The organism is Sphingopyxis sp. CCNWLW2 (assembly GCF_037095755.1).
Lineage (GTDB): Bacteria > Pseudomonadota > Alphaproteobacteria > Sphingomonadales > Sphingomonadaceae > Sphingopyxis.
Window position 1 is genome coordinate 177,407 of sequence record NZ_JBAWKJ010000002.1, and the last position, 23,442, is coordinate 200,848.

The following is a 23,442-nucleotide window of genomic DNA, read 5'->3' on the forward strand; positions in this document are numbered from 1 at the left end:
ACGGATACGCAATCCGCGCCATCAACTCATTGCACCCGACTGACCTTCAACCCCTCGGCCTCCAGCATCGCGGGCACGCCGTCGGAGCCGACCAGATGCCCCGCGCCAACCGCCATCAGCACCGTGCCGGGCCGTTCCATCCGCTTCCGCGCCCACGTGCTCCAGCGCCGGTTGCGGTCGGTGATGATCGCCTTGCGCGCCGCGGGAACGGCATCGACATCCTCGTTGACCACTTTTTCGAGCGCCGCCACGTCGCCGCGGCCCCACGCGGCGGTCAGCGCGGCGACATCCTTCACCGCCTCGCCCGATTCTTCGGCGGCGCGGGTCAATAGCGCGCGCTGCGTCGCGGCATCGAGCGTTTCGAACAGCATCAGCTGTTCCTTCGCGGTTTCGAGGCCGCCGATCGGTTTGTCCGCCGCTTTGAACTTGTCCGTCAGGCCCGTTTCGACGCCGTCGGACGGCGACAGCGCGGCATTTTGCGCAACGCGCTGCCCCATCAAGACCACCACCGCCCAATCGTCGAACCCTTCGCCGCTGAAGCTGCGGCCGCTCGCCTCAAGCGTGCGATAGCCGATCAGCGCCTTGCCTGAGAGGCGGGCTTCGATTGCGAGCGGGGTGTCTCGCGGCGCGAGCCTTTGGAAAACATCCCCCGCGACAGCGAGCTCGGCGGGGGGCAATTCCAGTATCAGCTCGTCGGCGGATCGGATCGCGTTCGCTACCTCGCCATCGTCCCAATCGGTGCCGCGCGGCAGCGCATGCATCGTGCCGAGCAAGTAGATGCGCGTGTCGTCATCGGCGACCAGCCACATTGCAGGCCGGGCTTGTGACGCGGGCTCGGTGGTGCCGCAGCCCATGAGCAGGCACGGCAAAAGGGCCGCCGCAAGGCGGCGACCCCGATGACGCGAAGGGCGGGCGGCTCCCGTCAATATTGGACCCGTTTGGCGACAAGGCCGTGGGCCTTCAGATAATCCTGGACGCTCTTCGCGCCCGCGAGATGGCCCGCGCCGACCGCGACGAACACGGTGCCCGGCCGATCCATCCGTGCTTTCAGCTGATCGGCCCAGCGGGCGTTGCGATCCCACAGCAGCACCTTGGCGAGTTCGGGCGTCGCGGCCAGGCTTTCGTTCATCGTCACGGCCAGCGCGTCGGGATCGCCCTTCGCCCACTGCCCGACCATCGTGTCGAGTTGCGGCCCCAGCTTGTCGAGATCCTTGACCACCGAATTCAGGAAGGCGATCTGCTGGGTTTCGGGCAGCGTATCGAAAAAACCCAGCTGTTCTGTCGGTGTTTCAAGACCCGCGACAGGTTTGCCGGTTTTTTTGGCCGAGGCCGTTAACAGCTTTTCGACACCCTGTTCGGGGTCATAGCCGAGTTTGGTGAGCGGCAGCACCGACAGGGTCATCGCGGGAAACCAGGGTTCGAACATATCGAACTGCGCGGGCGCTATGCCAAGGCTCGCGAGCGCTGCTTGATACGCCTCGAGCTGCTGGGCATCGAGGCGCGACGAGAGCGTCTTGCCGCTCTGGTCGATTGCCAGCGGCATCATCACCTTCAACATTTCGGCCTGGTCTTCGGGCATAACCATTTCGAGCATCAACTCGTCCGATTTGTCGAACGCCGTCTTCACCGCCTCGTCGAACCAGCCGAGGCCGGGCTTCAGCACATGGACGGTGCCGAAGAGGTAGATCGTCGTGTCCTTGTCCTTGACGACCCACAGCGCGGGATCGGCATCGGTCGTTGCGGGCGCCGCCGCGGCGGCCGGTTCGGCGGCATGCGCGGCTGGGAGAAACGCGGACGGCGAGAAAGCGACGATCGCGCAAGTGACGGCAAGCTTCTTGAACCAGGTTTTCATTGGGAAATCACTTTCGTTACGGGCGCTTATGGCCGGATCGAATAGGGAAGGGGAGGGAAAAATGTTCAGCGGTATTTAAGCCACAACCAGACGACGACATTGACCGCGAGCGCCCCGACAAACAACAACATGACATCCGGGGCTGGCGCGAGGCTGGCGCGGTGCAATACCCACCAGGTCGGGGCCGACAGGGTGAACGTGTACCAGGCGGCAAGGCCGGCCCACAGATAGGCATGTTCTTCATGGTCATCGACCGAACGGTGGTAGATGACGAGGCACACCGCCAGCCCGACCGTCCAAAGGATCGCTGCACCAGTCGCAAATCCTGGGGTTAACGGGGTATCGCCGAGCAATACGAGTCCCGCCGTTCCGTTGTTCGGTTCGCCAAGCTGCATGACGGCGCCGATCACTGCGCCGACCAGCAATGCGAGGATGATGCCGGTCGTATAGCGCTTGCGGCGCGGCGACATCGGGCGTTTCATGTTTCGGGTCTCAGTCATCGTCGTTTCCTTCGTGGCCGTCGTCGAAAATCTCTTCGATCGGCATTTCGAACAGCCGCGCGAGCTTGAAGGCGAGCGGCAGCGACGGGTCATATTTCCCCGTTTCGATCGCATTCACCGCCTGCCGCGAGACGTCGAGCCGGTCGGCGAGTTCCGCCTGGCTCCAGTTCCGCATCGCGCGCAGCACTTTCAATTTATTGTTCATCGGCGCCTCGCCAGCATTTCCATCCGAAGGATCATGGCCTTCCCATAGCGCATCAAAATGTCGGGGAAGGGAAATTTTGTCCGGTCCTTCGGGATGGCCGGGATTGGGGGCGACAGGGTCGGATCGTCCTTGGTCAAGCAAGAGACTGGAGCGCCGCCCTTTGGAGGGCGCTCCAGTCCAAGTCGCCAGCCGTCACCGGGGAGGCACGGCGCGAGCGAAGCCGTCATTTCCGTCGCTTATCGCGCGGCGCTGATCATCAGCAGGGCGAGCTGGGTGCCACCCTGCGACTGCGCGATCGCGCGCTCGGCCAGCGGCTCAGCCTGCGCAAGCGCGGCCGACACGCACGCCGCACGGCGGCTGTTTTCGGCGGTGCCGCGAAGACCGGTGTAGCAGACGCTGCGCGCGGCGCTCTTCAGGCGGGTGTCCAGCTGGACGCGATCGGCCGCGCGGCTCAGGTTGAGGTCGTCGATGCGGACGGCGGCGGTCTTGTCTTCGGCCTGCGCAGCGGCGGGGACAGCGGCCGCGGTGAGCGAAAGGGCGAGGATCAGCGTGCGGGTCATCATGTCTATATCTCCTTGGATCGACTGGTTCTGGTCAACTCAACCTGTCTTCATGTCAGGTATGCATGACTATATGTCGCGATTCGCTGACTATGTCAACAACACCTTACAAAAAGTTTTGGAGACCTGACTAAGACGCGCCTTTTCGTCGACGAGCGCGCGGCGGGGAGCCTTGACCATGCGCCGCCGCTGGGCCAATGCGGCGGCGATTTTTTGCACCTGCGAAGGAATTGCGGCCGTGGCCGACGGGGCGGACAAGACACCACTCAGCTTTCAGGACATGATCCTGACGCTGCACGCCTATTGGGCGGCGCGCGGTTGCGCGATTTTACAGCCCTATGACATGCGCGTCGGGGCAGGGACCTTTCACCCGTCGACGACGCTGCGCAGCCTCGGCCCCGAGCCGTGGAACGTCGCTTATGTCCAGCCGAGCCGCCGTCCGACCGACGGCCGCTATGGCGAGAACCCCAACCGGCTCCAGCATTATTACCAGTATCAGGTCATCCTGAAGCCGTCGCCCGCCGACCTGCAGGAACAATATCTGGGCTCGCTTGCCGCGATCGGCATCGACCCGCTGCTCCACGACATCCGCTTCGTCGAGGACGACTGGGAATCGCCGACGCTCGGCGCGTGGGGGCTGGGCTGGGAAGTCTGGTGCGACGGGATGGAAGTCACCCAGTTCACTTATTTCCAGCAGATGGGCGGCTTCGACTGCAAGCCTGTCGCGGGCGAGCTCACCTACGGGCTCGAACGCCTCGCCATGTATATCCAGAATGTCGACAATGTGTACGACCTGCGCTTTTCCGACGCGGTCGGCGACGTTGCCGCGGTCAGCTATGGCGATGTCTTCCTCGAGAATGAAAAGCAGTTCTCGAAATGGAATTTCGAGGTCGCCGACACCGACACCTTGTTCGCGGGCTTCAAGGCCGCCGAGGCCGAATGCAATCGCGCTATCGAAGCTGGCGTTCCGCTCGCCGCCTATGATCAGGCGATCGAGGCGAGCCACCTGTTCAACCTGCTCCAGGCGCGCGGCGTGATCAGCGTGCAGGAACGCGCCAATTATATGGCGCGCGTCCGCGACCTCGCGAAGGGCAGCTGCAAGGCGTGGATCGACAGCCAGTCTGAACGCTGGACCCAAAAATATCCGGGGTGGACGCTGTGACCGACTTTCTTCTTGAACTGCGCAGCGAGGAAATCCCGGCGCGAATGCAGGCCGGCGCGCGCGCCGAACTCGAAAAGCTGTTCCGCGCGCAACTGAGCGCCGCGGGCCTCGAAACGAGCGACCTCACCATCTGGTCGACCCCGCGCCGCCTCGCGCTGATCGCCAAGGGCCTTCCCGAAGCGACCGCCGCGGTCAGCGAAGAACTCAAGGGCCCGCGCAGCAGCGCGCCGCCGCAGGCGCTCGAAGGCTTCCTGCGCAAGACCGGCCTGACACAGGACCAACTCGAAGACCGCGACGGCGTGTATTTCGCTGTCATCGACAAGCCGGGCCGCGCGACCGCCGAGGTGCTTGCCGAGGCGATCCCCGCGATCGTCCGCGCCTTCGCCTGGCCCAAGTCGATGCGCTGGGGCAAGGAAAGCGCGAGCAGCGAAAGCCTGCGCTGGGTGCGCCCGCTCTCGGGCATCGTCGCAATCTTCGGCGAAGACCTCGTTCCGTGTGAAGTTAGTGAGATTTCCGCCGGTTTCGCGACGCGCGGTCACCGCTTCCATTGCCCGGGCGAGATCACGATCGGCTCGGCATCCGACTATGCCGAGAAGCTGCGCGCCTGCCACGTCATCGTCGACCATGAGGAACGCCAGTCGATCATCCGCGACGGCGCCGCCAAGGCCGCGGCCGACGCCGGGCTGACGCTCGTCGAGGACGAGGGGCTGGTGATCGAGAATGCCGGCCTCACCGAATGGCCGGTGCCTTTGCTCGGCCGCTTCGACGAAGCGTTTCTGGAAGTGCCGCCCGAGGTCATCCAGCTGACGGCGCGCGTGAACCAGAAATATTTTGTCGTGAACGGCGCCGACGGCAAGCTCGCCAACGGCTTCGTCTGCACCGCGAATATCGACGCGGTAGACGGCGGCGCCGAGATCGTCGCGGGCAACCGCAAGGTCCTCGCCGCGCGCCTGTCCGACGCGCGCTTCTTCTGGGAACAGGACCAGAAGAAGACGCTCGCGCAGCATGCCGAGAAGCTGGCGAACATCACCTTCCACGAAAAGCTCGGCACCGTCGCCGACAAGGTCGAGCGCGTCGCGAAGCTCGCCGAATGGCTGGCGAGCGAAGGCATCGTCCCGAACTGCGACCCCGCGCTCGCGCGGCAGGCGGCCGAACTGGCGAAGGCCGACCTCGTCACCGAAATGGTCGGCGAGTTCCCCGAACTGCAGGGTCTGATGGGCGGCTATTACGCCCGCGCTGAGGGTCTGCCCGATGCGGTCGCCGACGCGATCCGCGACCATTACAAGCCGGTCGGGCAGGGCGATGACGTGCCGACCGCGCCGGTGGCTGTGGCTGTGGCGTTGGCGGATAAGCTGGATACGTTGGTTGGGTTTTTTGCCTACGGTTTAAAGCCAACCGGATCGAAAGATCCGTTTGCCCTTCGACGAGCTGCAATTGGGGTAATCCAACTGCTTATGGCTGAAAGTATGCGGCTACAGCTAGGCGAACCGTTATTTCAGCATGCGATCTATTTGCTGAAGAGATCCGAACCTTCGCTCGGCAAAGTCGCTGTTGGTTTGTTTCCTCAGCTGAAGTCCAGCTTTGGGGAGGCCGCTGCAGACGCGGCGCTTGCGACAGCCTTACGAACTTCCATGCCGACCGCAACTGAGGAGGGCCGCAAGATTCTGATGAACGCAGGGGAAGGGACTACCGAACTCCTCGACTTCTTCGCCGACCGCCTCAAGGTCCAGCAACGCGAAGCCGGCGTCCGTCACGACCTGATCGACGCCGTGTTCGCGCTGGGCGGTGAGGATGATCTCGTTCGCCTGCTTGCGCGCGTGAAGGCGTTGCAAGCTTTCATGGCGACCGAGGATGGCACCAACCTGCTCGCGGGCTACAAGCGCGCGGCAAACATCCTGAAACAGGCGGGTGAGGTGAATGGCACGCCCGCCGCGACGGCGCCGACCGATGCCGACGCTACCTTGCTGGCCGCGCTCGACGCCGCCGAACCCGCGGCCTCCGCCGCCGTCTCCCACGAACGCTTCACCGACGCGATGGCCGCGCTCGCCAGCCTCCGCGCGCCGATCGACGCCTTCTTCGATGGTGTGATGGTCAACGATCCCGACGAAGCGGTCCGCGCCTATCGCCTCGGCCTGCTGTCGCGCTTCACCGGCGCCGTGCACGGCGTCGCCGATTTCTCGAAGATCGAGGGATAGGCGCGGCTGCGCGCGGGAAGGGGTGCCATGAACGAAACGCATCTCGTCTGGATTTTTGCGGTCGGCTTTCCGCTGTTCTTTGTCGCGATGTGGCTGCTCGTCACGCGCGTCCTGTCGTTCGTGGGCTGGTCGAAATATCTGCCTGCCTTCGCGTGGGATCGCCCGATCCCCGCCGACGCGCGGCGCTTTTCGTGGGCGACGATGGTCATCGGCCGCTTTCCGGGCGGCGTCAGCTACAAGAATGCGATGAACGTCTGGCTCGACCAGCGCGGCATCTATCTTCGCCCGCCGCTCTTCTTTCGTCTGTTCCACCCACCGCTGCACATCGGCTGGGACCAGATCGCGGCGATCGAGCCGCGCAAGACGCTGTGGATCAAAGCCTGGTCGCTCGCGTTTCGCCGCGACGTACCGATTTTGACCTTCGGCGGCGGCGCGGGGCAAGCAATTTTCGACCATTGGCAGGCCCGTCATGGAGGCAGGCCAGCCTGACACCGCTAAAGCAAAACTGAGTCGACCCGGTTGCGGTTCGACCCTATTCCCCGCCCACCTCCTCCCAGGGGCAGCAGGAGCATATGATGACGAATATGGTGCATTTGTTCGGCGGCGCGGCCACGACGGCCGAGCGCTCGAAGGAATTGCTGGGCGGCAAGGGGTCGAACCTTGCCGAAATGGCCTCGATCGGCCTGCCGGTGCCCCCGGGCTTTACGGTCACCACCGACGTCTGCACCGCTTATTATGCGAATGGCGAACAGTTCCCCGCGGGCCTGATCGAAGAGGTCGCCGCGGGCATCGCGCATATCGAAGGCATCACTGGCAAGAAGTTCGGCGACGCAGCCGATCCGCTGCTCGTCTCGGTCCGTTCGGGCGCGCGCGTGTCGATGCCGGGGATGATGGACACCGTCCTCAACCTCGGGCTCAACGACAAGACCGTCGTCGGCCTGTCCGACGCGTCGGGCGATCCACGTTTCGCGTGGGACAGCTATCGCCGCTTCGTCCAGATGTACGCCGATGTCGTCATGGGCCTCGATCATGCCGAGTTCGAGGAAGCGCTGGAAATCGCCAAGGAAGACAAGGGTTTCTACCTCGACACCGAGATGTCGGCTGAAGATTGGCAGGCGCTCGTCAAGGAATATCAGGCGATCGTCGAGCGCGAAACCGGCGCGCCCTTCCCGCAGGAACCGAACGACCAGCTGTGGGGCGCGGTCGGCGCCGTGTTCGCAAGCTGGGAAAGCGACCGCGCGAAAGTCTATCGCCGCCTGAATTCGATCCCCGCCGAATGGGGCACCGCGGTCAACATCCAGGCGATGGTGTTCGGCAATATGGGCGACACCTCGGCGACCGGCGTCGCCTTCACGCGCGACCCCGCGACCGGCGAGCGCGCCTGGTACGGCGAATGGCTGATCAATGCCCAAGGCGAGGATGTCGTCGCGGGCATCCGCACGCCGCAGTACCTCACGAAGATCGCGCGCGAAAAAGCGGGCGCCAAGCCGGCGTCGATGGAAGAGGCGATGCCCGAGACCTTCACCGAGCTCGGCCGCGTCTTCGACACGCTCGAAACGCATTATCGCGACATGCAGGACATCGAGTTCACCGTCGAACGCGGGACGCTCTGGATGCTCCAGACGCGCTCGGGCAAGCGCACCGCGAAGGCGGCGCTGCGTATCGCGGTCGAAATGGCCGCCGAAGGGCTGATCACCGAAGAAGAAGCCGTCGGCCGCGTCGATCCGGGGGCGCTCGACCAGCTGCTCCACCCGACGCTCGATCCCGACGCGCCGCGCGACGTGCTGACCAAGGGGCTTCCCGCAAGTCCCGGTGCGGCGTCGGGCAAGATCATGTTCACCGCGGATGACGCTGAAAAGGCGGCAGAAATGGGCGAGGCGGTGATCCTCGTTCGCGTTGAAACCTCTCCTGAGGACATCCACGGCATGCACGCGGCGAAGGGCATCCTGACCGCGCGCGGCGGCATGACGTCACACGCGGCGGTCGTCGCACGCGGCATGGGGCGCCCCTGCGTCTCGGGCGCCGGCGGGCTGTCGATCGACGGCGCCGCGCGCGTACTGCGTGTCGGCGGGCGTGAGCTGCGCGAAGGCGATATCCTGACGCTCGACGGTTCGACCGGCGAAGTGATGGCGGGCGAGGTCAAGACCCTGCTCCCCGAACTCGTCGGTGATTTCGGCACGCTGATGGCGTGGGCCGACAAGGTGCGCCGCATGAAGGTGCGCGCGAATGCCGAAACGCCCCAGGATGCGCAGGTGGCGCGCGACTTCGGTGCCGAGGGCATCGGCCTCTGCCGCACCGAGCATATGTTCTTCGACGCCGCGCGCATCACCGCGGTGCGCGAGATGATCCTCGCCGACAGCGAAGCCGGTCGCCGCGCCGCGCTCGCCAAACTGCTGCCCGAACAGCGCGGCGACTTTGCCGCGATCTTCGGCGTGATGGCGGGGCTGCCGGTCACCATTCGCTTGCTCGATCCGCCGCTGCATGAATTCCTGCCGACGCGCGAAGAGGATTTCGCCGATGTCGCCGCGGCTGCGGGGGTGGGGATCGAGGCGCTGAAGGCGCGTGCGAACGAACTGCACGAATTCAACCCGATGCTCGGCCATCGCGGTTGCCGTCTGGGTGTCACCTATCCCGAAATCTACGAAATGCAGGCGCGCGCGATCTTCGAGGCGGCGTGCGACGTCGCCGCCGAAACCGGCGCCGCGCCGATTCCCGAGGTGATGATCCCGCTCGTCGCAACGCGCCGCGAGTTTGACCTGATGAAGGCCGTCGTCGATGCACAGGCGAAGGCGGTGTTCGCCGAAAAGGGCCGCGAGATCGCCTATCTGGTCGGCACGATGATCGAACTGCCGCGCGCCGCGCTGATGGCGGGCGAGATCGCCGAGAGCGCCGAATTCTTCAGCTTCGGCACCAACGACCTGACGCAGACGACGATCGGCATCAGCCGCGACGACGCGGGCCGCTTCCTGACACAATATGTCGACAAGGGCATCTTCCTGACCGACCCGTTCGTCAGCCTTGATGTCGAGGGCGTCGGCCAGCTGATCGAGATCGCCGCCGACCGCGGGCGCAAGACGCGGCCCAACGTCAAGCTCGGCATCTGCGGCGAGCATGGTGGCGACGCGCCGAGCATCCATTTCTGCGAAAAGACGGGCCTCGACTATGTCAGCGCCTCGCCTTACCGTGTCCCCATCGCCCGGCTCGCGGCCGCTCAGGCTGCGCTGAAAAAGGGCAAATAACGGGGGAACGCGCATGAAGAGCTGGCACCGCTACGCAATCACTTTGGTGGGCGGCTTGGCGGTGGGGCTCGGCGCGGCGTGGGCAATAACCGGCGGCGGCCTCAGCGGCGGCGCGATCGTCAATGGCCCGTGGACGACCTCGCTCGGTTTCGGAACCAAGGCGACAGACCCGGTGACCCGCGCGGCGGTGGCGCGCGCGGGCCTGCTTGCGCTTCCCGCAAAGGAAACCGTCTATTGGTCGGCGAAGACCGACGCCGCGGGCGCGCCGCTCGACGGCAATTGCCATTACAGCCTGTCGGGCACGCCGCTCGATGCACGCTGGTGGAGCGTCACCATCTATGACGAGGCGGGCTATCTGGTCGCGAACCCTGCGAACAGCTGGTCGGTGAACGGCGCCAATGTCGCGCTCGATGCCAAGGGCGAATGGCGCGTCACAATCGCCCCTACAAGGCCCGCGGGAGGGGCTTGGTTGCCCGGAACCAAGGGCCAGCCCTTTCACCTGACCCTGCGCATGTACAACCCAGGCAAGGCGTTCCGCGCCGACCCCGAGAAAGCTGCGCTCCCGCAAATTGTGAAGGAGGGCTGCTGAGATGCGTAACTGGCTCGGCCCGCTCGCCTTCGGCCTGATCGTCGCTGCCGCCACCGCCTATGCAGCGATATGGGCGATCCCCTATGGCCTGATGAATGTCGCGATCGAGCGGCTGGGGCAGGGCGGCGTCAACACCATGTCCTATGGTAATCTCGCGACGCCGGCGCGCCAGCCGGTCGTCCGGCCGAGTCCCGACCTCGCTTATTCGAGCTGCCCCTATGATCTTTCGGACGGGCCGATTGCGATCGACGTCAGCCCGGTGCCGGGCCGCTACAGCTCACTCAGCATCTTCGACGCCGCGACCGACGTGATTTTCGTGCGCAACGATGTCGAGGCGGGCGGCAAGCCGTTTCGAATCATCGTCGCGCGGGCGGGGCAGGCGGTGCCGAAAGGCGCCGAGGTTGTCCGCACGGACCATGATCATGGCATCGCGCTGATCCGTCTTTTGCTGAAAGAGCCCGCGGAAATCGGCGGGCTCGACGCGATCCGCCGTCAATCGTCGTGCGGAACGGTCACAAAGCTGAAATAGGGGGTTGCGCCCCCGCGCGACGGGTCTTAAAGGCGCCTCTCCACGCACCCGTAGCTCAGCTGGATAGAGCATCAGACTACGAATCTGAGGGTCGGACGTTCGAATCGTTCCGGGTGCGCCATTCCCCTCCTGCGATGGTCCGATGCTGTCGGAAGAGCGGGTTTCCCCATATTCATGCACGACGAAACGGGCTTCAGGCGAGCGGCCGTGCCCGAGCTTTCAGCTGGCCGCATATTGCGATAAAGAGGCTGCTTATCGCCGGATCGTCAAATTTCAGGATAGGTCCGATATGCGGCGTCCGTTGCGCACGCGAAAGTGACGATCGAACCGATCTTTCCGGAGAATATGCAAATGGCGGACGAGGTCGAGCTGAAACTCGAAATTGCGAGCGAAGACGCGGGAAAATTCGAGGCGTCGGGCTTGTTGGCGGGCGCGCCCAAGAAGATGCGGCAGATATCGACCTATTTCGATACGCCCGATCATGACGTCGCCAACGCGGGCTTTTCGCTTCGTATCCGCCGTTCGGGCAAGAAGCGTGTGCAGACGATCAAGGCGGACGGCGCCAGTGCTGCCGGCCTTTTCATCCGATCCGAATGGGAGCGGGCGGCGGAGAATGACACGCCGATCCTCGACTATACCACCCCGCTTCCCTCTCTGCTGGGCGACAAGGTCGATGCCATCGCGCCGGCTTTCGAGGTGGAGATCGACCGCCAGAGCTGGGTCATCGGCGAAGGCGGCGCAACGATCGAGCTGGTGCTCGACCGCGGCGAAGTCGTGGTCGGCGAGCGCCGGTCGCCAGTCTGCGAGATCGAACTTGAGCTGAAGTCGGGCGATCCCGCCGCGCTGTTTGCTCTCGCGCGCCGGATTGACGCCGCCGTGCCGATACGCCTCGGCGTCCTGAGCAAGTCGGAGCGCGGCTATCGGCTCACCGGCGCGGCCCCGGCGCGGGTCACGGCCGAGGCGGTGATACTCGCCGGTGACACGACCGCGGCACAGGCGCTTGGGCAGATCATGCAATCATGCATCCGGCAGTTCCGGCTCAACGAAGCGCTTTTGCTCGCGAATCGGAACGTCGAAGCCCTGCATCAGGCGCGCGTCGCGCTGCGCCGCCTTCGATCGGCCTTCTCGATCTTCAAGCCGATGATCGGCGATGCCGGTATCGATTTGCGCACGGAATTGCGCTGGCTGGCCTCGGAACTGGGCAAGGTGCGCGATATCGACGTGCTCCTGAAGCGTGCCGAGGGCGGACCACTGCACGACCGGATCGTGACGATGCGTGAGGCCGCTTATGACCAAGTGTGCGAAATTCTCTCCTCCACACGGGGGCGCCGGCTCATGTTCGACCTGACGGCGTGGATTGCGACTTCGGATTGGTCGCGGACAGCGGACGGTGAACGCGAAGGCAATCGACCGGCGCGGGATTTCGCCGCCCGGGCGCTCGACCGCTATCGGCGAAAGGTGAAGCGCAAAGGGCGCAATCTGGCCAGCCTCGACGACGATGCGAGGCACGAGGTGCGCAAGAGCGCGAAGAAGCTTCGCTATGCGGCGGAATTCTTTGCCGGGCTGTTCGAGCGTAAGGGCGAGAAACGCCGGCACAAGCGCTTCGTAAAGGCGCTCGAAGCGCTGCAGGATCAGCTCGGCGCACTCAACGATCTTGCGGCCGCCCCCGATCTGCTGACAAGGCTTGGCATCGCGGAAAGCCCCGGCGCGGCCGAATTGATGGCGCATGGCAAGAAGGGGCGACTCATCGAAGCGGCCGTCGATGCGCATGAGGATTTCATCGACATCAAGCGATTCTGGTAGTCGTGCGGTATCGGACGGGACGATCGAACGCCGCTGATTGCGAGCACGATGCGGCATCCATCGATGCTAAAGCGCGTTGTCGGTAGCGGTCGCACGAGCTTTTACCGGCATAGCGAGCGTAACCGCGGCACCGACCAAGATCAGCGTCGGGGCATCGTTCGCCAGCGCGCGGGTTGCAAGGCCGAGTAGATCGAGACGCGTCGTGAGCCGCTGTTCGTCGGCGCGGCTGACGTTGCACGCGATCATCACGGGCATGTCGGGCGCCATCCCCGCGCTGATCAGGCCGCGCGCGATGTCTGCGGCGGCGTCGCGCCCCATGTAGAAGGCAAGGGTCGATCCGCAGTGCGCTAGCGAGTGCCAGTCGACATCAAGTGCCACGCCGCGACGGCTGTGTGCGGTGACAAAACGGACGTCGTGCGCGACGCCGCGGAGCGAGAGCGATATTTTCGCAGACGCCGCGGCGGCGCTCGCCGCGGTAATGCCGGGGCACACGAAAACGGGATAGCCCGCGATGTGCAAGGCGGCGATTTCCTCGGCCGAACGGCCGAATAGCGACGGGTCGCCGCCCTTCAGGCGCACGACGCGCTTGCCTGCCGCGGCGGCGGCCACCAGCAGCGCGTCGATCTCCTGCTGTTCCTTCGAATGGCGGCCCGAACGCTTGCCGACGCTGACGCGTTCGGCGCCCGCCGGGATGAGGTCGAGAACCGCGGGGCCGACGAGGGCGTCATGGAAGACGATGTCGGCGTGTTCGATGAGCCGGATCGCCTTGCGCGTCAAAAGCTCGGGATCGCCGGGGCCGGCACCGACGAGCCAGACCGTGCCGGGCTGAAAATCGTCAGGCTGCATCGCTCGTCTCCTCTGCCAAGATGCGGGCGAGCGCCGGGCGGCACGATCCGCAATTGGTTCCCGCGCCGATTGCGCCGCCGATCGCGGCGACGTCGGCAAGCTGCTGGTCGCGGATCGCCGCGGTGATCGTTTTCAATCTGATATCGAAGCAGACGCAAATCACCGGGCCGCGGTCGGCCTGGACGCCCGGCGCGCGGCCGGCGAGCAAAGTCGGTGCGACATCAGGGGCGGAGAGCTGCGCGATGAGCCAGTCGCGCGGCGGAAGCTCGCCGCTTTCGGTCACGAACAACGCCCCGGCGAGACGCCTCCCGGTGACGACCGCGACGCGGCGTGTCCCGCGCGCGCTGTCCTGCGCCTCGATCCGTTCGCCGCGCGGGAGCAGCGCTTCGATGCGCTTGAGGTCGCCGTTGCCCGCGAGTTCCCATAGCACCCCCGCCGGAACCGCGACGCGGGTCGCCCACAGGCAGGCGGGCCGTTCATCGAGTTCGTTCGCGAGCAACAGGAAACCGCGCCATTTCGTCGCGACCGGCGCGATCGCGGCGGGGGTCCGTTTGAAACCCGGCTGCCCCGACACGGGATCGACGAGCGGGCGCGGGAGGAGCCCGGTGCGGCCGCCGCTCGAGGTGCGGTCGGTCCAGTGGATCGGAACGAACAGCTCGCCCGGGCGCTGGCCTTCGGAAACGACGGTGCGATAGACGCTCTCGCCCTGCGGGGTTTCGACCCGCGCGAGCCCGCCGTCGGCAAGCCCGAGCCGCGCGGCGTCGTCGGGATGCACCTCGACCAGCGGCTCTTCGCGATGACGCGCAAGCTTTGGCGCAAGGCCGGTGCGCGTCATCGTATGCCACTGGTCGCGGTAGCGGCCGGTGTTGAGCGTCAGCGGCCATTTCACAAGCGGCTCGGGCAGCGGCTTTTGCGCCACCGGCACAAGCCGTGCACGTCCGTCTGCGGTCGAAAAGCGGCCGTCGGCGAAGGTCTGATCGCCGCCCCAGCGAAAGGGCATCATGTCGTCATAGGCGGCATTGCCGCCCTGCGCCGCGCCAGGGAGCGCGAAGAGGCGCGCACCATCATTGTCATAGGTCGAGAGGCGGCAATGCTCGCGCCAGATGTCGGCGGGGCGGTCATAGCTGAAGGCGGTCTTCCAGCCCATGCGCCGCGCGACTTCCTTGACGATCCACCAGTCGGGCATCGCTTCGCCCGGCAGAGGAAACAGCGCGCGCTGCCGGCTGATCGTGCGATCGCTGTTGGTGACGGTGCCGTCCTTTTCGCCCCACGCCGCAGCAGGCAGGCGGACATGCGCGAAGGCGCCGGTATCGGTGTTTTCGATCACGTCGCTGACGACGACGAAGGGGCAGGCGGCGAGAGCGTCGCGTACGCGGTTCGCGTCGGGCATCGACACCGCGGGGTTGGTCGCCATCACCCACAAAGCCTTGATGCGGCCTTCGCCGACCGCGCGGAACAGGTCGACGGCTTTCAGGCCCGGCTTCTCCGCCATCGCCGGCGCGGCCCAGAAGCGCTGGACGCGGTCGCGGTTTTCGGGCGCGAAATCCATATGCGCGGCGAGCGTCGAGGCAAGCCCGCCGACCTCGCGTCCGCCCATCGCATTGGGCTGGCCGGTGATCGAGAAGGGCGCGGCGCCGGGCTTGCCGATGCGGCCGGTCGCAAGATGGAGGTTGGTTATCGCGTTCACCTGGTCGGTGCCGGACGTCGACTGGTTGATCCCCTGGCTGAACATCGTGACCGTGCGCGGCGTTGCGGCGAACAGCTCGTAGAAACGCCTGAGGTCGGCGACGGGCACGTCGCACGCGCGCGCCACCGACCACAGGTCATTCCCCTCTCCAAGCTCGTCCCAGAAATTTTCGGGCACCGCGACATGCGCGGCAAGATAGTCGTCGTCGACCACGCCCGCCTCGCGGCACCATTGCAGCAGGCCGTTCATCAGCGCGACGTCGCTGCCGGGGCGAATCGCGAGATGAATATCGGCCTCCTCGGCGGTCTCGGTGCGGCGCGGGTCGATGACGACGAGCCTCGCGCCCGCTTCGCAGCGCGCGCGGATGCGCTGATAGACGATCGGATGGCACCAGGCGGTGTTGCTGCCGACGAGGACGATCAGGTCGGCGGCATCGAGATCGTTATAGGTCGCGGGGACGATATCTTCGCCGAACGCGCGCGTGTGACCGGCGACCGCGCTCGACATGCAGAGCCGCGAATTGGTGTCGATGTTCGCGGTGCCGATGAAGCCCTTCATCAGCTTGTTGGCGACATAATAATCCTCGGTGAGGAGCTGGCCTGATACGTAGAAGGCGACGCTGTTCGGTCCATGGCGCGCGATGGTTTCCTTGAACCGCTTTGCGACGAGGTCGAGCGCTTTGTCCCAGCTCGCGCGCTTCTTGCCGATCATGGGGTGCAGCAGGCGGCCTTCGAGCCCGACGGTTTCGCCGAGATGCGTGCCCTTCGAACAGAGCCGCCCGCGGTTTGCGGGGTGATCGGGGTCGCCCGCTATCTCCACTTGCCGCTCGCCCGTCACCGTCGCGCGGATGCCGCAGCCGACGCCGCAATAGGCGCAGGTGGTGCGGACCGCTTCGCTCATCAGGCGGCCGCCTTCAAAGTGCTCGCGCGACAGATAAGCACACGGCCGCCGTCGATCTTCACCGGCACCGTCGGCGTGCAGCCCTTGTCCTCGCCGAGTGCTTCGCCGGTCGACAGCGAAATCCGCCAATTATGGAGCGGACAGGCGACCGCGCCCCCGTGGACGATGCCCTGGCTCAGCCGGCCATGCTTGTGCGGGCAGCGGTCGAGCAGCGCGAACACTTTGCCCTCGGCGGTGCGGAAGACCGCAATGTCGTCGCCGCCTTCGACTTGCACTGTGCGGCTGCCGCGTACCGGAATCTGGTCGACCCAGCCGATGTCGAGCCATTCGGGGGTCGTCATGCCAGTTCCTCCTGCGGAATGAAGCGCGCCATAGGCGCATGATGTTCGGCCTCGGCGCCTTCGGCGCGCTGCGCCCAGGGGTCGTCCTGCGAAAAGCTCTGCGAAACGAGGAAGCGCGCGCGCAGTGCCTCGCGGCCCGCAGGATCGTCGGCGATGCGCGCCTTCACATAATCGACGCCGACGCGTTCGATCCACGGTGCGGTGCGCTCGAGATAACGCGCTTCCTCGCGGTAGAGCTGGATGAAGGCGGCGCAATAATCCATCGCCTCCTGCTCGGTCGCGACCTTGCAGAGGAGGTCGGTGGCGCGGACATGGATGCCGCCATTGCCGCCGACGTGCAGCTCGTACCCGCTGTCGACGCAGACGATGCCGAAATCCTTGATCGTCGCCTCGGCGCAGTTGCGCGGGCAGCCGGACACCGCGATCTTGAACTTGTGCGGCATCCAGCTGCCCCAGCTCATCCGCTCGATCTTGACGCCGAGTCCGGTCGAATCCTGCGTGCCGAAGCGGCACCATTCGGACCCGACGCACGTCTTCACCGTGCGGAGCGATTTGCCGTAAGCGTGGCCCGAGACCATGCCGGCGGCATTGAGGTCGGCCCAGACCGCGGGAAGATCTTCTTTCTTGATCCCGAAGATGTCGAGCCGCTGGCCGCCGGTGACCTTGACCATCGGCGCATTGAACTTCTCGACCACATCGGCGATCGCGCGCAGCTCGGTCGGGTTGGTGAGCCCGCCCCACATGCGCGGGACGACCGAATAGGTGCCGTCCTTCTGGATGTTGGCGTGCATCCGCTCGTTGACGAAGCGGCTCTGCTGGTCGTCGACATAATCGCCGGGAAGCGCGCAGAGCAGATAATAGTTGAGCGCCGGGCGGCACGACGAGCAGCCGTCGGGGGTCGTCCAGTGCAGCTGCTGCATCACCTCGGGGATCGAGCGCATCGCTTGCGCGACGATCTCGCGGCGGACGTCGTCATGGCCGAAGCTCGTGCATTTGCACATCGTCTTGGGCCCCGCCTGGACATCGTCGCCGAGCGTTAGCGCGAGCAGATTTTCGACGAGACCGGTGCACGACCCGCAACTCGCCGACGCCTTGCAGGTGCCGCGCACGGCATCGAGGCTGTGCGCTCCCTTGGCGATGCACGAGACGACCTGACCCTTGGTGACGCCGTTGCAGCCGCAGATCTCGGCATCGTCCGAGAGCGCCGCAACGGCCGCCTTAGGGTCCGCCGCGCCCCCTCCCGAGGCGAAGGACTGGCCGAAGATCAGCAGGTCGCGGAGATCGGAGACATCCTCCTGTTTCTTGAGCAGGTCGAAATACCAGCTGCCGTCGGCGGTATCGCCATAGAGCACCGCGCCGACGATCCGGTCGTCCCTGACGATGACGCGCTTGTACACGCCGCGGCTGGCGTCGCGCAGCACGATGTCCTCGCACCCGTCGCCGCCCGAGAAATCGCCCGCCGAGAACACGTCGATCCCCGACACTTTAAGCTTGGTCGAGGTGACCGAGCCGCGATAGCCCGTCGGCTGTTCGACGAGCCCGTCGGCGAGGCTGCGGCACATGTCCCACAAAGGCGCGACAAGGCCATAGACCTGTCCGTCATGCTCGACGCATTCGCCGACCGCGAGGACATGCGGGTCGCTGGTGACCATATGGTCGTCGACCTGGATGCCGCGGCCGACCGCGAGCCCGGCGTCGCGGGCAAGCGCGACCGAGGGGCGGATACCGACCGCCATCACGACGAGGCTGGCGGGGATCAGCGTTCCGTCCTTGAGCTTCACCCCCTCGACCTTGCCGTTGCCGACGATCTCGGCGGTGTCGGCGCCGGTCAGGATCGTTTGCCCGCGGCCTTCGAGCGCCTGCTTGAGCAGCCAGCCCGCCGCTTCGTCGAGCTGGCGTTCCATCAGCGTCGGCATCAGGTGGATGACGGTGACCTTCATCCCGCGCAGCGAAAGCCCGTGCGCGGCTTCGAGCCCGAGCAGCCCGCCGCCGATCACCACCGCGTCGCCGCCCGCATCGGCCGCCGCGAGCATCGTGTCGACATCGTCCATGTCGCGAAACGCGATCACCCCGGGCAGATCCTTGCCCGGCACCGGGATGATGAAGGGATCGGAGCCGGTCGCGATCAGCAGCCGGTCATAGCTTTCGGTCGCGCCGCCGCGCGTCGTCACCGTCTTTGTGCCGCGGTCGATCGCGACCACCGGATCGCCCGCGACCAGCGCAATGCCGTTCGCCGCATACCATTCGGCATCGTTGATCACGATGTCGTCGAAGCTCTTCTCACCCGCGAGAACGGGCGACAGCATGATGCGGTTGTAATTGACCCGCGGCTCGGCGCCAAAGATCGTCACGCGGTAGCGCGCCGGGTCGCGCGCGAGCAGCTCCTCGACCGCGCGGCATCCGGCCATGCCGTTGCCGATGACGACCAGATGGTCGCGCGTGTCGGCGTCGGTCTTGATGGGGCGGTGTTCCATTAAATCGTCCAGTCCAGTTGCAGCCAAAATTTGTCGGTATTGGTGGCGAAGGTGTCGGCGTCGTAATGCGCGTAGCGGGCGGCGGCGGTGACCTTGCCGAGCTTTGCGCTCGCGAGGAGGTTGATTTCGTCGCCGTAGGAGCGGCTGGCGCGGTCGCTGCGATAGTCGTGGTACGCCGCTTGCAGCGTGACGGCCTTGAGCGGCCCGACGGCTTTCCAGCTCCAGCCCGCGCTCGCGTACAGGTCGCGCACGCCATCGGGCGGGGTGGTCAGGAATTTGTCGGCCCAGCCCTGGAATTTGAACGCGGTCGCGAGCGGGGTCTGGAAACTGGTGAGCGCGGTTCCGTTGTCGGCGCCGAGTATTTCATACCCGACGCCGACCCGGGGACCTCCGAAATCGACCGCGACGTCGGCGAGATAATAGTCGGCGCTGTAATTATTCGGATTGCGGTGCCAGTCCGACTGACGTGCATAGCTCAGCTGGTAAGCGATCTTCGCCTTGCCTAGCGCCTGCGTTCCGTCGAGGCGCACGCCATAGCTCTGGCTCGACAGGCGATAGCCCTGCATTGCCGCTTCGTCCTGATCGACGAGATAGGCAAAGGTCGAGAGTTTGCCGATCGGGGTCTGGCTGCTGAGGTTGCCGAAGAAATTGTCGCCCGACACCGCCTGCTGCCGAGCGCCCGCGCCGTCGATGCCCCAGATGGTGCGCACGCTCCACGCATAGGCGAGATCGGCCTTCACGCCCTTGACCGGCGTGATCTCGGCGCGCACCGCGTCGAAGCTCTGGCCGTTCTGACGAAAGCCGACGCTGCCGACGAAACGCTCGTCGTCGAAGCCGAGCCGCTGCCGCCCTGCCGTGAGTGCGAAGGCGGCCGACGTATATCGCAGTTGCGCGCGGGAGAGGCCGATATTGTCGGGATCGCCGACCAGTGGGCGCGTGGCCGCGCCATGAAGGCCGTCGAAATAATCGTCGATGACCGCAAGATTGCCTTGCCCCTCGACCAGCGCCGACCAGTTGCCTGCCTTGGCTTCGACCCCGGCGCGGACGCGGAGGGTCAGTGCCTCCGCATCGGCGGGGAGGCCGTCCTGGTCGACGCTTTCATAGCGCAACCGCGCTTCGCCGAGGGGTTTCAGGACAATCTCTTCGGCGTGGGCCGCGCCGGCTGGCGCAAGCGCGAAAAGAAGGACGAACGCAGCTTTCATGGGTCAGATCCTCACCCCCTGGGCCGCGCCCCAGGTTCGGCGCCACTGGCCCTTGACGAACATCAGTGCGACGAGGGCGAGCACCGCGAGTCCGGCGAAGATGTAAAAGCCTGGCGCGAAGCTGCCCGTCCACTGCCTGGCGAAACCGAGCGACGAGGCGAGGTAGAAACCGCCGACGCCGCCCGCCATACCGACAAGGCCGGTCATCACGCCGATTTCGGCCGAAAAGCGCTGCGGTACAAGCTGGAATACCGAGCCATTGCCAGTGCCGAGCGCGAGCATCGCGATCACGAAGAGGCCGAGCGCGGCGGGCAGGGTGCTCGCCTGCGGCACCCCGGCGATCGCCAGCGCTGCGACGACGAACACCATCATCAGCGCTTTCACCCCGCCGATCCGGTCGGCGAGCGCGCCGCCCATCGGCCGCACCAGCGATCCGGCGAAAACGCAGCCCGCGGTGCAATAGCCCGCCATTACCGGCGTCAGGTGGAACTGGTCGGTGAAATAGATCGGCAAGGACGCCGCGAGCCCGACGAAGCCGCCGAAGGTCACCGCGTAAAAGGCCATCAGCCACCATGCGTCGGCGGTCTTGAGCGGCTCGAAATAGTCGATCAGCTTCTTCGGTGCGGGCGCGTTCGGCGCGTCCTTCGCCATCGCAAGATAGACGAAGAAGACGATGGTCAGCGGGATGCATGCGAGGCCGAGCACGGCGTTCCAGCCGAACAGCTTGGCAAGGCCGGGGGCGAAAAGCGCCGCGAGCACAACGCCCGAATTGCCCATGCCGGCAAGTCCCATCGCCTTGCCCTGATGCTCGGGCGGATACCAGCGGCTCGCGAGCGGCAATGCGATCGCGAAGCTCGCGCCCGCGAAGCCAAGGACGACGCCCAGCGCCAGCGTTCCGGTGAAGCTCGAAACCCCCATGGCCCATGCAGAGAACAGCCCGGCGATGACGATGAGCTGGCTGATCGCACCCGACCGCTTCGGGCCGATGCGGTCGACGAGCAGCCCGTTGACGACGCGGAGCAGCGCGCCAGCCAGCGTCGGCACCGCGACCATCAGCCCCTTTTGCGCCGGGGTGAGCCCGAGGTCTTCGGAAATCGCGGGGGCGAGCGGCCCGAGGATGACCCACACCATGAAGGCGAGGTCGAAATAGAGAAAGGCCGCGACCAATGTCGGCCAGTGGCCGCTGGCCCAGAAACTCGATTTTGTCCCGGCGCCGGCGCCGTTCGTCATGTCCGTCATCGTCCGTCCCCTTGTGCGACGGGCAATAAAAAAGCCGCCAGGACGGCGGCCACGCGGGCGCATCCTGACGGCTTCATTGCCTGTTGGAGTGCGGGGAAAAGGCTCCCCGCCTGCCGCGCGGACCGGCCCCGTCGTTGGAGCCGTAGCCGCTTTATCCTGCCCCGGCAGCGTCGCCGAGTGCGTTTAAACTGCCTGATTCGCAGATGGCGCGCAACCCGCTATTTCGCAGGTGCAGCATAAATTCGAATGCAGGAATAAACCTAGCTAAAATCAGCCAGATAGCCTTGAATGTCGTCGGGATCGAAGGCGCGTCCGTCGAAAAATCGGTCGCTGCCGAGGACAAGGCGGCCCTGTGTCGACCCGGCGCCGAGGGGCTCGCCGATGCCGCCTTCGAGCTTCGAACTGGCGCCGGGAAGGGGCGCGCCCGACCCGGCCAGTGCGGCGCGATAAACGTCTGGACGGAACACCGCGGCGGCCGTCGCGGCATCGGCGGCCGAATAGTCGGCCCGGTCCCATCGAAGCATCTGCGAATAAAGCCATGCGGCTTGGCTGCGCCACGGGAAATTCGCGGCTTCGCGATACTGGAACATGAAGTCGGGATAGTGGATCGGTTCGCTGCCGGGGACGAGGCGGATGCGGTCGGTGATCGCGCGCAGCACGGCGTCGCGCGAGGCGCCCAGATATTCGGGCCGCGCCAATATGTCCGCGCTTTCTTCGGCGGTGCCGGGTTCGACGAAATGGGCGGCGGCGGCGTGAAGCGCGCGGAGCAGCGCCTCGACCGCATCGCGCCGCTCGTCGATCACGGCCTCGCGCATCGCGAGAACCTTTTCGACGCCGCGGCGCCAGATCTGCGCGGTCGCGAGAGCGATATGGCCGACGCCGCGCTCGACCGCGATCGAGTTCCAAGGTTCGCCGACGCATATGCCGTCGACCTCACCCGCGGCCAGTGCATCGGCGGCGAACGGAGGGCTGGTGACGACGATCTCGACGTCGGCGTCCGGACGGATTCCCACCCCGGCGAGCCAGTAGCGCAGCATGTAATTGTGGCTTGAGTAGCGGTGGACCACGCCAAAGCGCAGCGGTTTGCCTGCCGCCTTGCGTGCCGCCGCGACGTCCCGGAGCGCGGCGCCAATGACTGCCGGATCGCCGAGCGCATCGCCCAACCCGACGTCGCGCGCCAGCGCGACCGAAAAGGTCACGGCATTGCCGTTGAGCCCGAGCACGAAGGGCACTGCCATGGGCACTGCGGGCCGGTCGCGGCCGAGTGCGGTCGCGATCGCAAGCGGCGCGATCATGTGCGCCGCGTCGGTGTGGCCATAGAGCAGCCGGTCGCGCACCGTCGCCCAGGTCATGTCGCGGACCAGCTCGATCGCAACACCCTCGCGCGCGGCGAAACCCAGTTCGTGAGCGAGGATCGGCAGCGCGGCGTCGACCAGCGGCAGGAATCCGATGCGGAATGTTTCGACGCTCATTCCATGTCTCCCAGGAGGGCGTCGCTCGTGACGATCGCTTCGGCGATCTCGGCGATCCGGCGGTTGGTGCGCATCGCCTGGCCGCGCAGCAGCGCATAGGCGGCGGGCTCGTCGATGGTGCGGCGTTTCATTAGGATCGCTTTTGCGCGATCGATCACAGTGCGCTCGGCCAGGGCATTTTTGGCTTCGTCGAGTTCGCGCTGGAGCCGCGAAAATGCCTGAAAACGGCGCACCGCGAGATCGATGACGGGTTTGATCCGCTGTTTCGACAGGCCGTCGACGACATAGGCCGACACCCCCGCGTCGATCGCGGCGCCGGTCGCCTCGGTATCGCTCTGGTCGACGAACATCGCGATCGGCCGGGCGAGCGCGCGCGACATGGCAAAGAAATCCTCGAGCAGGTCGCGGCTGGGATTCTCCAGATTGACCAATATGACTTCGGGTTTCGCCGCTTCGATTTGCGCAACTAGCGCACCCGCCGGATCGATCAGCACCAGATCGTCGAGCCCCGCCTCGCGCAGACCATCGGAGATGATCGCCGCGCGCGTCGTGCTGGTGTCGATGATCGCGATCCGCATGGCGGCGCCTTTACGGCGTGGCGTTCGAAACCGCTAGTGGGATCGTGTTTCGGGCATCCAAGCGAACAT

General features: G+C 65.8%; 20 protein-coding genes and 1 tRNA gene. 8 read left to right on the plus strand and 13 right to left on the minus strand.

Annotation, left to right across the window (positions count from 1 at the left end; all coding sequences use genetic code 11):
* Positions 1-26: 26 nt before the first annotated feature.
* From V8J55_RS11935 to V8J55_RS11955, 5 genes are all read right to left on the minus strand, one after another.
* On the minus strand, positions 27-809 hold the full coding sequence (locus V8J55_RS11935) for a TraB/GumN family protein (protein WP_336445876.1): 783 nt from the start codon (positions 807-809) through the stop codon (positions 27-29).
* A gap of 113 nt (positions 810-922) precedes the next feature.
* Entirely contained in the window at positions 923-1,852 is a 930-nt protein-coding gene (locus V8J55_RS11940) for a TraB/GumN family protein (RefSeq protein WP_336445877.1), read from the minus strand.
* A 65-nt stretch (positions 1,853-1,917) separates the two neighbouring features.
* Positions 1,918-2,352: a hypothetical protein gene (locus tag V8J55_RS11945; protein ID WP_336445878.1), complete on the minus strand. Its 435-nt coding sequence runs from the start codon at positions 2,350-2,352 to the stop codon at positions 1,918-1,920.
* Entirely contained in the window at positions 2,345-2,557 is a 213-nt protein-coding gene (locus V8J55_RS11950; RefSeq protein ID WP_037514970.1) for a helix-turn-helix transcriptional regulator, read from the minus strand. The genes V8J55_RS11945 and V8J55_RS11950 overlap by 8 nt, the downstream gene beginning before the upstream one ends.
* A 236-nt stretch (positions 2,558-2,793) precedes the next feature.
* Positions 2,794-3,120, minus strand: a complete 327-nt coding sequence (locus V8J55_RS11955) for a UrcA family protein (protein WP_336445879.1) — start codon at positions 3,118-3,120, stop codon at positions 2,794-2,796.
* Between the two features lie 277 nt (positions 3,121-3,397).
* Here V8J55_RS11955 and V8J55_RS11960 point away from each other — a divergent pair, with 277 nt between their 5' ends.
* The 8 genes from V8J55_RS11960 (at position 3,398) to V8J55_RS11995 (ending at position 12,634) form a co-directional block, all read left to right on the plus strand.
* A complete protein-coding gene (locus V8J55_RS11960; RefSeq protein ID WP_336446870.1) occupies positions 3,398-4,279 on the plus strand; it encodes a glycine--tRNA ligase subunit alpha in 882 nt (293 codons plus the stop codon).
* Complete coding sequence (glyS, locus tag V8J55_RS11965; RefSeq protein WP_336445880.1) at positions 4,276-6,474, plus strand: glycine--tRNA ligase subunit beta; 2,199 nt, start codon at positions 4,276-4,278, stop codon at positions 6,472-6,474. Before V8J55_RS11960 ends, glyS begins: the two co-directional genes overlap by 4 nt.
* 27 nt (positions 6,475-6,501) lie before the next feature.
* Positions 6,502-6,963: a hypothetical protein gene (locus V8J55_RS11970; protein WP_336445881.1), complete on the plus strand. Its 462-nt coding sequence runs from the start codon at positions 6,502-6,504 to the stop codon at positions 6,961-6,963.
* 86 nt (positions 6,964-7,049) lie between these two features.
* Positions 7,050-9,713, plus strand: a complete 2,664-nt coding sequence (gene ppdK, locus V8J55_RS11975) for a pyruvate, phosphate dikinase (protein WP_336445882.1) — start codon at positions 7,050-7,052, stop codon at positions 9,711-9,713.
* Between the two features lie 13 nt (positions 9,714-9,726).
* Complete coding sequence (locus tag V8J55_RS11980) at positions 9,727-10,302, plus strand: DUF1214 domain-containing protein (protein ID WP_336445883.1); 576 nt, start codon at positions 9,727-9,729, stop codon at positions 10,300-10,302.
* A 1-nt stretch (position 10,303) separates the two neighbouring features.
* Positions 10,304-10,831 (plus strand): DUF1254 domain-containing protein, encoded by a 528-nt coding sequence (locus V8J55_RS11985; RefSeq protein WP_336445884.1) that lies wholly within the window; start codon positions 10,304-10,306, stop codon positions 10,829-10,831.
* A 44-nt stretch (positions 10,832-10,875) separates the two neighbouring features.
* A tRNA-Arg gene (locus V8J55_RS11990) sits at positions 10,876-10,952 on the plus strand.
* A 230-nt stretch (positions 10,953-11,182) separates the two neighbouring features.
* Entirely contained in the window at positions 11,183-12,634 is a 1,452-nt protein-coding gene (locus V8J55_RS11995) for a CYTH and CHAD domain-containing protein (RefSeq protein WP_336446871.1), read from the plus strand.
* A gap of 66 nt (positions 12,635-12,700) precedes the next feature.
* Here V8J55_RS11995 and cobA read toward each other — a convergent pair whose 3' ends face one another.
* From cobA to V8J55_RS12035, 8 genes are all read right to left on the minus strand, one after another.
* Positions 12,701-13,480, minus strand: a complete 780-nt coding sequence (gene cobA, locus V8J55_RS12000) for a uroporphyrinogen-III C-methyltransferase (protein WP_336445885.1) — start codon at positions 13,478-13,480, stop codon at positions 12,701-12,703.
* The gene (locus tag V8J55_RS12005) at positions 13,470-16,067 is read right to left on the minus strand and encodes a molybdopterin-dependent oxidoreductase (RefSeq protein ID WP_336445886.1); all 2,598 of its coding nucleotides are present in this window, start codon (positions 16,065-16,067) and stop codon (positions 13,470-13,472) included. The genes cobA and V8J55_RS12005 overlap by 11 nt, the downstream gene beginning before the upstream one ends.
* Positions 16,067-16,408: a nitrite reductase small subunit NirD gene (gene nirD, locus V8J55_RS12010; RefSeq protein ID WP_336445887.1), complete on the minus strand. Its 342-nt coding sequence runs from the start codon at positions 16,406-16,408 to the stop codon at positions 16,067-16,069. The genes V8J55_RS12005 and nirD overlap by 1 nt, the downstream gene beginning before the upstream one ends.
* The gene (gene nirB, locus V8J55_RS12015; RefSeq protein WP_336445888.1) at positions 16,405-18,882 is read right to left on the minus strand and encodes a nitrite reductase large subunit NirB; all 2,478 of its coding nucleotides are present in this window, start codon (positions 18,880-18,882) and stop codon (positions 16,405-16,407) included. Before nirB ends, nirD begins: the two co-directional genes overlap by 4 nt.
* Positions 18,882-20,084, minus strand: a complete 1,203-nt coding sequence (locus V8J55_RS12020) for an alginate export family protein (RefSeq protein ID WP_336445889.1) — start codon at positions 20,082-20,084, stop codon at positions 18,882-18,884. Before V8J55_RS12020 ends, nirB begins: the two co-directional genes overlap by 1 nt.
* Before the next feature lie 3 nt (positions 20,085-20,087).
* Positions 20,088-21,323 carry a nitrate/nitrite transporter gene (locus V8J55_RS12025; RefSeq protein WP_336445890.1) on the minus strand — a complete coding sequence of 412 codons (1,236 nt, stop codon included), beginning with the start codon at positions 21,321-21,323 and terminating at the stop codon, positions 20,088-20,090.
* Positions 21,324-21,583: 260 nt separating this feature from the next.
* On the minus strand, positions 21,584-22,795 hold the full coding sequence (locus V8J55_RS12030) for a CmpA/NrtA family ABC transporter substrate-binding protein (RefSeq protein ID WP_336445891.1): 1,212 nt from the start codon (positions 22,793-22,795) through the stop codon (positions 21,584-21,586).
* Entirely contained in the window at positions 22,792-23,373 is a 582-nt protein-coding gene (locus V8J55_RS12035; protein ID WP_037514994.1) for an ANTAR domain-containing response regulator, read from the minus strand. The genes V8J55_RS12030 and V8J55_RS12035 overlap by 4 nt, the downstream gene beginning before the upstream one ends.
* Positions 23,374-23,442 lie beyond the last annotated feature (69 nt).

Coding starts and splice junctions, on each gene's coding strand:
- V8J55_RS11935 (WP_336445876.1), bottom strand. CDS start 809: ATGTGGCTGGTCGCCGATGACGACACGCGCATCTACTTGCTCGGCACG.
- V8J55_RS11940 (WP_336445877.1), bottom strand. CDS start 1,852: ATGAAAACCTGGTTCAAGAAGCTTGCCGTCACTTGCGCGATCGTCGCT.
- V8J55_RS11945 (WP_336445878.1), bottom strand. CDS start 2,352: ATGACTGAGACCCGAAACATGAAACGCCCGATGTCGCCGCGCCGCAAG.
- V8J55_RS11950 (WP_037514970.1), bottom strand. CDS start 2,557: ATGAACAATAAATTGAAAGTGCTGCGCGCGATGCGGAACTGGAGCCAG.
- V8J55_RS11955 (WP_336445879.1), bottom strand. CDS start 3,120: ATGATGACCCGCACGCTGATCCTCGCCCTTTCGCTCACCGCGGCCGCT.
- V8J55_RS11960 (WP_336446870.1), top strand. CDS start 3,398: ATGATCCTGACGCTGCACGCCTATTGGGCGGCGCGCGGTTGCGCGATT.
- V8J55_RS11970 (WP_336445881.1), top strand. CDS start 6,502: ATGAACGAAACGCATCTCGTCTGGATTTTTGCGGTCGGCTTTCCGCTG.
- ppdK (WP_336445882.1), top strand. CDS start 7,050: ATGACGAATATGGTGCATTTGTTCGGCGGCGCGGCCACGACGGCCGAG.
- V8J55_RS11980 (WP_336445883.1), top strand. CDS start 9,727: ATGAAGAGCTGGCACCGCTACGCAATCACTTTGGTGGGCGGCTTGGCG.
- V8J55_RS11985 (WP_336445884.1), top strand. CDS start 10,304: ATGCGTAACTGGCTCGGCCCGCTCGCCTTCGGCCTGATCGTCGCTGCC.
- V8J55_RS11995 (WP_336446871.1), top strand. CDS start 11,183: ATGGCGGACGAGGTCGAGCTGAAACTCGAAATTGCGAGCGAAGACGCG.
- cobA (WP_336445885.1), bottom strand. CDS start 13,480: ATGCAGCCTGACGATTTTCAGCCCGGCACGGTCTGGCTCGTCGGTGCC.
- V8J55_RS12005 (WP_336445886.1), bottom strand. CDS start 16,067: ATGAGCGAAGCGGTCCGCACCACCTGCGCCTATTGCGGCGTCGGCTGC.
- nirD (WP_336445887.1), bottom strand. CDS start 16,408: ATGACGACCCCCGAATGGCTCGACATCGGCTGGGTCGACCAGATTCCG.
- nirB (WP_336445888.1), bottom strand. CDS start 18,882: ATGGAACACCGCCCCATCAAGACCGACGCCGACACGCGCGACCATCTG.
- V8J55_RS12020 (WP_336445889.1), bottom strand. CDS start 20,084: ATGAAAGCTGCGTTCGTCCTTCTTTTCGCGCTTGCGCCAGCCGGCGCG.
- V8J55_RS12025 (WP_336445890.1), bottom strand. CDS start 21,323: ATGACGGACATGACGAACGGCGCCGGCGCCGGGACAAAATCGAGTTTC.
- V8J55_RS12030 (WP_336445891.1), bottom strand. CDS start 22,795: ATGAGCGTCGAAACATTCCGCATCGGATTCCTGCCGCTGGTCGACGCC.
- V8J55_RS12035 (WP_037514994.1), bottom strand. CDS start 23,373: ATGCGGATCGCGATCATCGACACCAGCACGACGCGCGCGGCGATCATC.